General features: G+C 62.1%; 10 protein-coding genes and 1 tRNA gene. 8 read left to right on the forward strand and 3 right to left on the reverse strand.

The window, feature by feature from the left end; all coding sequences use genetic code 11:
* The first annotated feature begins 107 nt into the window (after positions 1-107).
* The 8 genes from ACF8MI_RS17550 to ychF all read left to right on the forward strand — a co-directional run bounded on the left by ACF8MI_RS17550 (position 108) and on the right by ychF (position 6,902).
* Positions 108-1,829, forward strand: a complete 1,722-nt coding sequence (locus ACF8MI_RS17550; RefSeq protein ID WP_104833429.1) for a tetratricopeptide repeat protein — start codon at positions 108-110, stop codon at positions 1,827-1,829.
* A gap of 4 nt (positions 1,830-1,833) precedes the next feature.
* Complete coding sequence (gene lolB, locus ACF8MI_RS17555; RefSeq protein ID WP_016713311.1) at positions 1,834-2,451, forward strand: lipoprotein insertase outer membrane protein LolB; 618 nt, start codon at positions 1,834-1,836, stop codon at positions 2,449-2,451.
* 4 nt (positions 2,452-2,455) lie between these two features.
* Positions 2,456-3,316 (forward strand): 4-(cytidine 5'-diphospho)-2-C-methyl-D-erythritol kinase, encoded by an 861-nt coding sequence (gene ispE / locus ACF8MI_RS17560; protein ID WP_060500184.1) that lies wholly within the window; start codon positions 2,456-2,458, stop codon positions 3,314-3,316.
* A gap of 20 nt (positions 3,317-3,336) precedes the next feature.
* A tRNA-Gln gene (locus ACF8MI_RS17565) sits at positions 3,337-3,411 on the forward strand.
* A gap of 48 nt (positions 3,412-3,459) precedes the next feature.
* Positions 3,460-4,401: a ribose-phosphate pyrophosphokinase gene (locus ACF8MI_RS17570; RefSeq protein ID WP_003247410.1), complete on the forward strand. Its 942-nt coding sequence runs from the start codon at positions 3,460-3,462 to the stop codon at positions 4,399-4,401.
* A 118-nt stretch (positions 4,402-4,519) separates the two neighbouring features.
* A complete protein-coding gene (locus ACF8MI_RS17575) occupies positions 4,520-5,113 on the forward strand; it encodes a 50S ribosomal protein L25/general stress protein Ctc (protein ID WP_060500186.1) in 594 nt (197 codons plus the stop codon).
* Positions 5,114-5,192: 79 nt separating this feature from the next.
* Entirely contained in the window at positions 5,193-5,777 is a 585-nt protein-coding gene (pth, locus tag ACF8MI_RS17580; RefSeq protein ID WP_012270476.1) for an aminoacyl-tRNA hydrolase, read from the forward strand.
* Between the two features lie 24 nt (positions 5,778-5,801).
* The gene (gene ychF / locus ACF8MI_RS17585; RefSeq protein WP_016713314.1) at positions 5,802-6,902 is read left to right on the forward strand and encodes a redox-regulated ATPase YchF; all 1,101 of its coding nucleotides are present in this window, start codon (positions 5,802-5,804) and stop codon (positions 6,900-6,902) included.
* 103 nt (positions 6,903-7,005) lie between these two features.
* Here ychF and ACF8MI_RS17590 read toward each other — a convergent pair whose 3' ends face one another.
* The 3 genes from ACF8MI_RS17590 to ACF8MI_RS17600 all read right to left on the reverse strand — a co-directional run bounded on the left by ACF8MI_RS17590 (position 7,006) and on the right by ACF8MI_RS17600 (position 10,988).
* Positions 7,006-9,408, reverse strand: a complete 2,403-nt coding sequence (locus ACF8MI_RS17590) for a TonB-dependent siderophore receptor (protein WP_060500188.1) — start codon at positions 9,406-9,408, stop codon at positions 7,006-7,008.
* A 129-nt stretch (positions 9,409-9,537) separates the two neighbouring features.
* Positions 9,538-10,485 carry a FecR domain-containing protein gene (locus ACF8MI_RS17595; protein ID WP_200929087.1) on the reverse strand — a complete coding sequence of 316 codons (948 nt, stop codon included), beginning with the start codon at positions 10,483-10,485 and terminating at the stop codon, positions 9,538-9,540.
* Complete coding sequence (locus ACF8MI_RS17600; RefSeq protein ID WP_060500192.1) at positions 10,482-10,988, reverse strand: sigma-70 family RNA polymerase sigma factor; 507 nt, start codon at positions 10,986-10,988, stop codon at positions 10,482-10,484. Before ACF8MI_RS17600 ends, ACF8MI_RS17595 begins: the two co-directional genes overlap by 4 nt.
* Positions 10,989-11,016: the final 28 nt, after the last annotated feature.

An 11,016-nucleotide genomic window follows, 5' to 3' on the forward strand; every position in this document is an offset into this window, starting at 1 on the left:
CCCCCCCTCAAAGGTCGGAGTTAACCAGACGCAGCACAGGTGGGTTTTGCCCCCGCGCTTGTGTCATCATGCTCCGACCGCCGGTGAGTCCTCCTATAAGCCTTTCTATGAACAAACCATACGCATTGCTGCTTGCCTTCGCCCTGCTCCAGGGCTGCCAGAGCCTGGCCCCGCAAAAGGCCGAGCCTCCCGTCGCCGAGGCCGCAAAGAGCGAGGCCCAAAAGCCCATGGTGTATGGCTCGTTCAAGCAGGACACACTCTATAGCCTGCTGGTCGCAGAGCTGGCCGGCCAGCGCAACCGCTTCGACATCGCCTTGGCCAACTACACCGACCAGGCCGCCAAAACCCAGGACCCCGGAGTTTCCGAACGTGCCTATCGCATCGCCGAATACCTCGGCGCCGACGAGCCATCGCTGGACAATGCCCTGGTCTGGGCCCGCAACGACCCGCAAAACCTCGACGCCCAACGCGCCGCCGCCATCCAGCTGGCCCGCGCCGGCCGCTATGACGACGCCATGGCCTATATGGAAAAGGTGCTGCAGGGCCAAGGCGACACCCACTTCGACTTCCTCGCCCTGTCTGCCGCCGAAACCGACCAGAGCACCCGCGATGGCCTGCTGCAAAGCTTCGAGCGCCTGCTGGTGAAATACCCGAACAACGGCCAGCTGGTGTTCGGCAAAGCGCTACTGCTGAATCAGGACGGCAAGGCCGAAGAGGCACTGGAGCTGCTGGAGTCGCATCCGGCGCAAAACGGCGAAGTCGCCCCCATCCTGCTGCGCGCCCGATTGCTGCAGGCCCTGGACCGTGGCCCGGAAGCCCTGCCACTGCTACGCGGCGCTATCCGCGACAACCCGGATGACAAGCGCCTGCGCCTGACCTACGCCCGCACCCTGGTCGAGCAAGACCGCATCGCCGATGCCAAGGGCGAGTTCCTCAGCCTGGTCCAGCAGTACCCCGACGATGACGAACTTCGTTACTCCCTGGCGCTGGTGTGCCTGGAGAACAAAGACTGGGATGAAGCCGAAGGCTACCTGCAGGAACTGATCGAGCGTGACAGCAACGTCGACGCCGCGCACCTGAACCTGGGCCGCATCCGGGAAGAGCGCCACGACCCCGCAGGCGCCCTGCGCGAATACGCACTGGTCGGCCCTGGCCCCGATTACCTGCCAGCGCAACTGCGCCAGGCCGACATCCTGATTGCCAACGGCCGAGGCACCGACGCTTCGCGCCTGCTCGCCGAAGCCCGCGAAGCCCAGCCGGACCTCGCCATCCAGCTGTACCTGATCGAGTCGGAAAGCTACAGCAACAACAACAAGGACGCCCAGGCCAACCAGGTGCTTCAACAAGCCATCCAACGGTACCCGGACGACCTCAACCTGCTGTACACCCGCGCCATGCTGGCCGAAAAACGCGATGACCTGGCACAGATGGAGAAAGACCTGCGCGCCATCATCACCCGCGAACCAGAAAATGCCATGGCCCTGAACGCCCTGGGTTACACCCTGGCCGACCGCACTACCCGCTACAACGAAGCCAAGGCGCTGATCGACAAGGCCCACCAGTTGACCCCGGACGACCCGGCAGTGCTCGACAGCCTGGGCTGGGTCAACTATCGCCTGGGTAACCTCGACGAGGCCGAAACCTACCTGCGCCAGGCCTTTACCAATTTCCCCGACCATGAAGTGGCCGCCCATCTGGGCGAAGTGCTGTGGGCCAACGGCAAGCGCCGCGAAGCCCGCCAGGTGTGGGCCAAAGGCTTCGAGGCCCAGGCCGACAGCCCCATCCTGCGCAAGACCCTCCTGCGCCTGACCGGATCCGAGACCCTTTAACGCCATGTTCCTGCGCCATTGCATCACCTTCACCCTGATCGCCCTGCTGGCCGGTTGTGCCGGTTTCGGTAGCCGCGAGGCCCTGCAGGGCCACGGCAACCCACAACAGTGGCGCGCCCATAAAGAACAACTGAGCAGCCTCGATGGCTGGCAGATCAACGGCAAGGTCGGCATCCGCGCCCCGCGCGACTCCGGCAGCGGCACGCTGTTCTGGTTGCAGCGCCAGGACTACTACGACATCCGCCTTGCCGGCCCGCTGGGCCGGGGTGCCGCACGCCTGACCGGCCGCCCAGGTGGCGTGGTACTGGAAGTGGCCAACCAGGGCCGTTACGAGGCCACGAGCCCCGAAGCCCTGCTGGAAGAGCAGCTTGGCTGGCAACTGCCGGTGTCGCACCTGGTCTGGTGGGTACGCGGCCTGCCCGCCCCCGACAGCAAGAGCAAGCTGACCCTGGACGGTGACAGCCGCTTGGCCAGCCTCGACCAGGACGGCTGGCAAGTACAGTACCTGAGCTACACCGAACAGAACGGCTACTGGCTGCCCGAGCGCCTGAAACTGCACGGCAAGGACCTGGACGTGACCCTGGTGGTCAAGGACTGGCAGCCACGCCAGCTGGGGCACTGATCACATGCAAACGCTCACCCTGCCCGCTCCGGCCAAGCTCAACCTGTGGCTGCACATCATCGGCCGCCGCCCAGATGGTTACCACGAGCTGGAAACCGTGTTCCAGTTTCTCGAGCATGGCGACGAACTGAGTTTCGCCCTGCGTGACGATGGCGTGATCCACCTGCACACCGAGATAGACGCCGTACCGCACGACAGCAACCTGATCGTGCGCGCAGCCCGCAAGTTGCAGGAGCAATCCGGCACCCCGCTCGGCGCCGACATCTGGCTGACCAAAGTGCTGCCCATGGGTGGCGGCATCGGTGGTGGCAGCTCGGACGCCGCCACCACCCTGCTGGCCCTGGCCCACCTTTGGCAGCTGGACTGGGACGAAGACCGCCTGGCCGCACTGGGCCTGAGCCTGGGCGCCGACGTACCGGTATTCGTGCGCGGCCATGCGGCGTTCGCCCAGGGCGTGGGCGAACAACTCACCCCTGTAGACCCGGAAGAACCCTGGTATGTCGTGCTGGTGCCGCAAGTGTCTGTCAGCACAGTAGAAATTTTTTCACATCCACAGTTGACACGTGATTCACTCCCCCTTAAGATGCGCCCCGTTCCCAAGGGAAACAGTCGAAATGACTGCCAACCGGTGGTAGAGCAGAATTACCCAGAAGTTCGCAATGCGTTGAATTCACTGGGAAAATTCACTGAGGCTCGACTAACCGGCACTGGAAGTTGTGTGTTTGGGGCCTTCCCAAGCAAAGCCGAAGCTGATAAAGTTCTGGCCCTTCTTTCAGCGACCCAAACAGGGTTTGTGGCGAAAGGAAGCAATGTTTCGATGTTGCATCGCAAGCTGCAAAGTCTGGTCAAGAAGTCGAGCGCATAAGCGTTCGCAGCAACAGATACAGGGGCGTCGCCAAGCGGTAAGGCAGCAGGTTTTGATCCTGCCATGCGTTGGTTCGAATCCAGCCGCCCCTGCCATTTTCCTTATACTCATCCAGGTATACCCTCAGCCTTCAGGTACTGCGCGTGTCCAAGATGATGGTCTTTACGGGGAACGCTAACCCCGATCTGGCTCGGCGTGTCGTACGTCAGCTGCATATCCCTCTCGGTGACGTCTCTGTCGGTAAATTCTCCGACGGTGAGATCAGCACTGAGATCAATGAAAATGTTCGCGGTAAAGACGTTTTCATTATTCAGCCGACCTGTGCTCCGACCAACGATAACCTGATGGAACTGGTAGTGATGGCCGACGCCTTCCGCCGCTCCTCAGCATCCCGAATCACCGCCGTGATTCCTTACTTCGGATATGCCCGCCAGGACCGCCGTCCGCGTTCGGCACGTGTAGCCATCAGCGCCAAAGTCGTCGCTGACATGCTCACTGTCGTGGGTATCGACCGTGTTCTCACCGTCGACCTGCACGCTGACCAGATCCAAGGCTTCTTCGATATCCCGGTCGACAACATCTACGGCTCGCCCGTACTGGTCGACGACATCGAAGACCAGCGTTTCGAGAACCTGATGATCGTCTCCCCGGACATCGGTGGTGTCGTGCGTGCACGTGCAGTCGCCAAGTCCCTGGGTGTCGACCTGGGTATCATCGACAAGCGCCGCGAAAAGGCTAACCACTCCGAGGTTATGCACATCATCGGCGACGTCGAAGGGCGCACCTGCATCCTGGTAGACGACATGGTCGACACCGCCGGTACCCTGTGCCACGCGGCCAAAGCCCTGAAAGAACACGGCGCTGCCAAGGTTTACGCCTACTGCACGCACCCTGTCCTGTCGGGCCGCGCGATCGAGAACATCGAGAAGTCGGTACTGGACGAGCTGGTGGTGACCAACACCGTTCCGCTGTCCGCCGCTGCTCAAGCCTGTGACCGTATCCGCCAGCTGGATATCGCACCGGTTGTCGCTGAAGCGGTGCGCCGTATCAGCAACGAAGAATCGATCAGCGCGATGTTCCGCTAAGCGGAACGCGTGTTGATGTGAAGCGCCCCGCCCCAACATGTGTTGGGGCGGGGCTTTTTTGCCATCCCCGTTGGCGCTGGTCGCAAACGCCCTCGGGGGGCTATTTTGGAGAAGCAAAATGACTGATTTCATCCTGAACGCCCAAGCGCGTACTGACCTGGGGAAAGGTGCGAGCCGCCGCCTGCGTCACTCGCAGAGCATCCCAGCCGTTGTCTACGGTGGCGATAAAGAAGCTCAATCCCTGACCATCCTGGCCAAGGAAATCACCAAGCTGTTCGAAAACGAAGCTGCCTTCAGCCACGTTATCGAGCTGAACGTTGACGGCGTTAAGCAAAACGTCATCATCAAGGCCATGCAGCGCCACCCAGCCAAGCAGTTCATCATGCACGCCGACTTCGTTCGCGTTGTTGCTGGCCAGAAACTGACCGCTGTTGTTCCAGTGCACTTCATCAACGAAGAAGCACCGGTCAAGAAAGGCGGCGAGATCTCCCACGTTGTTTCCGAGATCGAAGTTTCCTGCGAAGCCAAAGACCTGCCTGAGTTCATCGAAGTTGACCTGGCCAACGCCGAAGTCGGCACCATCATCCACCTGTCGGACCTGAAAGCTCCGAAAGGCGTAGAGTTCGTAGCTCTGGCCCACGGTGATGACAAAGCTGTTGCCAACGTTCACGCTCCACGCGTTGCTCCAGAAGCAGAAGGCGCTGCCGAGTAATCTACTCGCACGCCGGCGTTGATCGGGTTACAGTGCCGCGCGCCCTGTAACCCACCAACTCCAAGGAAGAGCCCCTGACGTGACCGCCATCCAGTTGATCGTCGGCCTGGGTAACCCCGGCCCCGAATACGAACAGACCCGGCATAACGCAGGGGCTCTTTTCGTTGAACGCATTGCCAGCGCCCAGCGTGTTTCGCTGACCGCTGACAAGAAATATTTCGGCCTGACGGCTAAGTTCAGCCATCAGGGCAACGACGTTCGTTTGTTGATCCCCACCACCTACATGAACCGTAGCGGCCAGTCCGTGGCGGCCTTGGCCAATTTCTTCCGCATCAAGCCGGAAGCGATCCTGGTGGCGCACGACGAACTCGACCTGCCTCCGGGCGTTGCCAAGCTCAAGCGCGGCGGCGGCCATGGTGGGCATAACGGCCTGCGCGACATCATCGCGCAGCTCGGCAACCAGAACGACTTCCACCGCCTGCGGCTTGGCATCGGCCACCCGGGCGACGCCAAACTGGTCTCCAACTTCGTCCTGGGCCGCGCGCCGCGCGCCGAGCAGGAGAAGCTCGACGCCAGCATCGATTTTGCCCTCGGCGTGCTGCCGGACGTGCTTGCCGGCGACTTCGCCAAGGCGATGCGCGAGCTGCACAGCCAGAAGGCCTGATTTCCTTTAGAGAGGGGAATACCCATGGGTTTCAATTGCGGCATCGTCGGCCTGCCCAACGTCGGCAAGTCCACCCTGTTCAACGCCCTGACCAAGTCTGGCATCGCGGCGGAGAACTTCCCTTTCTGCACCATCGAGCCAAACAGCGGCATCGTGCCGATGCCCGATGCGCGCCTGAATGCGCTGGCTGAAATCGTCAAGCCAAACCGCATCCTGCCAACCACCATGGAGTTCGTCGACATCGCCGGCCTGGTGGCGGGTGCGTCGAAAGGCGAAGGCCTGGGCAACAAGTTCCTCGCCAACATCCGCGAGACCGACGCCATTGCCCATGTGGTGCGCTGCTTCGAAGACGAAAACGTGATCCACGTTTCCAACAGTGTCGACCCCAAGCGTGACATCGAGATCATCGACCTCGAATTGATCTTCGCCGACCTCGACAGCTGTGAGAAGCAACTGCAGAAGGTTGCCCGCAACGCCAAAGGCGGCGACAAGGAAGCCCTGGCGCAGAAGGCCATCCTGGAACAGCTGATCCCGCACTTCACCGAAGGCAAGCCTGCGCGCAGCCTGATGAAGAACATGAGCGCCGAAGACAAGGCGGTCATCCGCGGCTTCCACCTGCTGACCAGCAAGCCGGTCATGTACATCGCCAACGTGGCGGAAGACGGCTTCGACAATAACCCGCACCTGGACGTGGTCAAGGCCATTGCCGAGGAAGAAGGCGCGGTGGTGGTGCCGGTGTGCAACAAGATCGAAGCAGAAATCGCCGAGCTGGACGACGGCGAAGAAAAGGACATGTTCCTTGAGGCCCTGGGCCTGGAAGAGCCTGGCCTGAACCGCGTGATCCGCGCCGGTTACGAACTGCTTAACCTGCAAACCTACTTCACTGCCGGCGTGCAGGAAGTACGTGCCTGGACCGTACGCGTGGGTGCCACCGCACCACAAGCCGCTGGCGTGATCCACACCGACTTCGAAAAAGGCTTCATCCGCGCTGAAGTGGTGGCCTATGACGACTTCATCCAGTTCAAGGGTGAGAGCGGTGCCAAGGAAGCCGGTAAATGGCGTTTGGAAGGCAAGGATTACATCGTCAAGGACGGTGATGTGATGCACTTCCGCTTTAACGTCTAAGCGCTAGCCTGCTGTAACCACAAACCCCTTGAGGCTTACGCTTCAAGGGGTTTTGTTTTGCCCGTACATGTACGTGCTTTGTGGGAGATGCTTGAGGCGGGCTTCAGAAATCCCCGCGCAAACTCAGCATGTAGCTGCGCGGCGTGCCGTACGTGGTACCGCGCGTCCAGTAGCCGGTCGAGTCGAAGTACTTGCGGTCCAACAGGTTCTCCATGTCCACGCCCACCGTCCAGTGCTTATCGAGCTTGTACGCCGCCCGTACATCGAACACCGCCCGGCCGCTGTTGCTCACACCGTTGTAGGCATCGTAGTAATGGGACTGGGCCGACACGCCGCCCCCGACGCTGAGGCGGTTCCACTCACCGGGCAGGGTGTAGTTGGTATTCACCCGCAACAGGTGCTTGGGCGTTTGCGCCGAGATCGGCCCACCCGTCTCTGACTGCGTGGTGTTGAAGGTGTAGCCTGCTGCCACTTGCAGGCCTGGCAGCAACTCACCGCTGGCCTCCGCTTCGAAGCCCTTGCTGCGGCTGATGCCATCGCTGTTCACGTAGCAACGGCCGGCAACGTCATTCGGGCAATTGCCGTCGTTGGCGTAGTCGCGAGTGGCGACGTCTTTCTGCTCAATGTAGAACAGCGCGAAGGACAGGTTCAGGCGCTTGTCGAACAACTCCCCCTTGATGCCGGTTTCATAGTTGGAGCCGATGGCGGGGTCGAGCAACTTGCCGCCAGCACTGCGGTAGCTGGCTTGGGGCATGAAGATGTCCGCATAGCTGGCGTACAGCGACCAGTTGTTGTTCAAGTCGTAGATGGCACCTACAAATGGCGTGAACTCGTGCTTCTGTTCATTGGTGCTTTTACGCTCGCCATCCCAAGCCTCAGTCTTGTACCAGCTCAGGCGCCCGCCCAGCACCAGGCTCAGGTCCTCTGTCATGTGCAAGCGGGCATTGAGGTAGGTCCCGTAGCGGGTGTCGAAGGTGTCATCCTGGTAGTCCCAGCCTTGGCGCGAAGGCTCGGGGACAATGCTGTGGTCCGGGTCGAACACATTGAGCGGGATGGGGCTGTCCAGCTTTACCATGGCGTCCTTGTCGTTCATCTTGCGCCTGGACCAGTTGGCCCCCAGTGAGAGCTGATGGCTCAGACCGAAGGCCTCGAACTCGCCGTCCAGGTGGCCGTCCACCGCGTTGGCGGTGACATCGAACTTGTGAAAACTGGTGTCGTTGATCATCGGCCCCGTGGGGCTGCCGTACTCCAGCGTATCTTCTGCACTCCACTCGATGGCACTGCGGTTGTAGCGGCTTTCGGAATGCGACAGCGCCAGCTTGCCAGCCCAGCTGTCGTTGAAGCGGTGGTTCAGGTCGGCAAACACTTCATCGGTACGGGTTTGCAGCGTGGCCCAGTCCTGGCCCAGGAAGGTGGAACGCTTGAGGTGCGGATTGCTGCCGTCGGGGTTGTTCGGCAGGCCCAGCACACTGTAACCATCGATGCGCGAGGTTTGCCGGCGCAAGCCCAGGGCCACGGTAGTGGCGTCGCTCAGGTCGCCTTCGACAATGCCGTACAGCAACGGCCGCTTGGCCTTGCTGACATCGGTGAAGTAGCCACGGTCCTCGTAGGACGCCACCATGCGGCCACGCAAGGAGCCTTCAGGATTCAGCCTGCCACTGGCGTCCAGGTCGAGGCGGTAGTAATCCCAGGAGCCCGCGCGGGTGGTCACGGACAAACGCGGTTCAGCAGTCGGGCGCTTGCGCACCAGGTTCACCGCGCCCCCGGGGTTACCTGCCCCCACCAGCAGGCCCGAGGCACCGCGCAGTACCTCGACACGGTCGAACACCGCCATGTCGGGGATCATCCAGCCGGTGTAGGCATAGGCCTGCCCGGCCACGCCGTCGACCATGTAACTGTCGTCGGTGATGTCGAAGCCACGGGAACTGAAGTGGTGGTTGCCATAACCACGGTTGGCGCGGGTGATACCTGTGGTCTGGGCCATCACCTGGTCCAGTGACACCAGGTTCTTGTCGTCCATCAGCTTGCGCGTGACCACAGTCACCGACTGGGGGGTGCGCCGTAGCGACTGAGGGGTTTTGCCGATGGTCACGGCACCTGTGGTGTACGAGCCTGAACCCTCGGTGGTTTCGCCCAGGCCCACGCTATTGATATTGGTGGCCCCCAGCTCCAGCGCGCCTTTGGCATCGACCGCCGGCACCACACTGAAGGTGCCACTGCCGGTGACGATCAGTTGCAGACTGCTGCCCGCCAGCGCCTCTTGCACGGCTTGCAGGGCGCTCATCTCACCCTGGATGGCAGATGCCTGTTTGCCGACGACCAAGGCGGGGTCCAGCGACATCACCTGCCCGCCTTGGCGGGCAATGGCGTTGAGGGTGTGCGCCAGGCTGGCGGCGGGCAGGTCGAAACGCAGCAGCTGTTGCTGCGCGGAACCTTCTGCCCAGGCGAAGGCCGTTGGCACGGCGGCCAGGGTGATGGCAAGGGCGAGGGGCCAGGGTTTGAACACGTGGATACTCCTGAATTTTTGCTGTTATCAGGAGAGAGGTGGGACGAGCGAAAAAAACCGGACACGAATGATAAAAATTTTCATTCAATGACAGTCACCGTTAAAAGATCGGCGGCCATGAACGCCTCGTCAGCGCGCTTCGATCAGGGTCATCCAGGGGCCATAGCGCTCCACCCGTATCGGCATGGTCTCTTCAAGGGCAGCCAAGGTGCGCTCGCTGTCATCCAGCGGGAACACGCCCTGCACGCGCAAGTTGCGCACCTGTGGGCTGACGCGGATAAACCCGGGGCGATACGGGCGAAGTGCGTCGATCACTGCCGCCAAGGGTTCGTCCAGCACGCTGAGGTGGCCCTGGACCCAATCGGCGCGGTAGGCCTGGCCGGTAAGCAACGGCTCGATGCGTTGAGCGTGCAACAACGCCGCTTGGCCCTCCTGCAGATCCCGTTCGGTACCACTGGGCAGCGACGCGTGCACGGCATGCTCCAGCACCACTACACGTGTGGCATCGGCCAGTTGCTCGACCAGAAAACGCGTGCCCAACGCGCGTACATCACCTTGGTCGCTGCGCACGATGAACGGCCGGGCAGGGTCTGCCGCAACCTGCACCACCAGCCCTCCTCTGTACAGGCGTAGCAGGCGACGGCCGTCGGAAAAGGCCAGGTCGACCGCCGTGCCGGCATTCAGGGTCAGCCGGCTGCCATCAGCCAACGTCAGGCTACGACGCTCGCCAGTGCCGGTACGGATATCGGCAGTCAATGCCTGGCCGGTGTCGCTGCGGACTGCAAACCACAGGCTGCCACCCAGCAGAGAAAGCCCGGCCAATGCCCGTAGCACATCACGTCGGCCTGCTTCAGGTTCCAGCAAGGTATCGCGCAAGGTACCGGGGGCCCGACGCACCACCTCAAAGTGCCCGCCCAGGCCGCGCTGCAATTGCTCCCAGGCGTGGGCGTTGGCCGGGTCGTGCCCCAGCCACTGCTGGAACAGTGCCTGTTGCCGGGCGTCGTCACGCCCGGAGCGCAGGCGCACCATCCAGGCAATGGCCTGCTCGGCAGCCGGGCTCAGTGCATGGCGACTCATGATTGCACCCCACTCAGGTAGCACTGGCGCAAGGCCTGTGTCATGTAGCGGCCGACCGTTCGTTCGGATACATCCAGACGTCGGCCGATTTCCGCGTAGGTCAGGCCATCGAGCTGGCTCATGAGAAAGGCCCTCTTCACCACCAGTGGCAACCCGGCCAGGCTACGGTCGATGGCGTGCAGGGCCTCCAGCAGCAGGTGCGTTTCCTCTGGCGAGGGCGCCAGCGCCTCCGGCAGCAGCATCAGCCGCTCCAGATAGGCCTGCTCCAGGCGTCGGCGGCGGAGGCGGTCGGAGATCAGCCGTCGGGCAATGGTCGAGAGGTAGGCTCGCGGCTGCTCGATGGACGCGGGGTCGACCCGGGCGGCAAGTAGCTGGCAGAACGTTTCGGCAGCCGTGTCCTCGGCGTCCGGGCGGTTGCTCAGTTGCCGATGCACATGCCGCAGTAACCAGCGGTGGTGATCGCTGAAAAACAGACCCAGCTTGCTGGTGTGGGATGCGGGCACGGGCGGGACCAGAAGTTAATGAGAATTT

Origin of the sequence: Pseudomonas sp. yb_9 (assembly GCF_043103635.1) — a bacterium.
GTDB classification, from domain to species: Bacteria; Pseudomonadota; Gammaproteobacteria; order Pseudomonadales; family Pseudomonadaceae; genus Aquipseudomonas; species Aquipseudomonas monteilii.

Coding starts and splice junctions, on each gene's coding strand:
- ACF8MI_RS17550 (WP_104833429.1), top strand. CDS start 108: ATGAACAAACCATACGCATTGCTGCTTGCCTTCGCCCTGCTCCAGGGC.
- lolB (WP_016713311.1), top strand. CDS start 1,834: ATGTTCCTGCGCCATTGCATCACCTTCACCCTGATCGCCCTGCTGGCC.
- ispE (WP_060500184.1), top strand. CDS start 2,456: ATGCAAACGCTCACCCTGCCCGCTCCGGCCAAGCTCAACCTGTGGCTG.
- ACF8MI_RS17575 (WP_060500186.1), top strand. CDS start 4,520: ATGACTGATTTCATCCTGAACGCCCAAGCGCGTACTGACCTGGGGAAA.
- ychF (WP_016713314.1), top strand. CDS start 5,802: ATGGGTTTCAATTGCGGCATCGTCGGCCTGCCCAACGTCGGCAAGTCC.
- ACF8MI_RS17595 (WP_200929087.1), bottom strand. CDS start 10,485: ATGAGTCGCCATGCACTGAGCCCGGCTGCCGAGCAGGCCATTGCCTGG.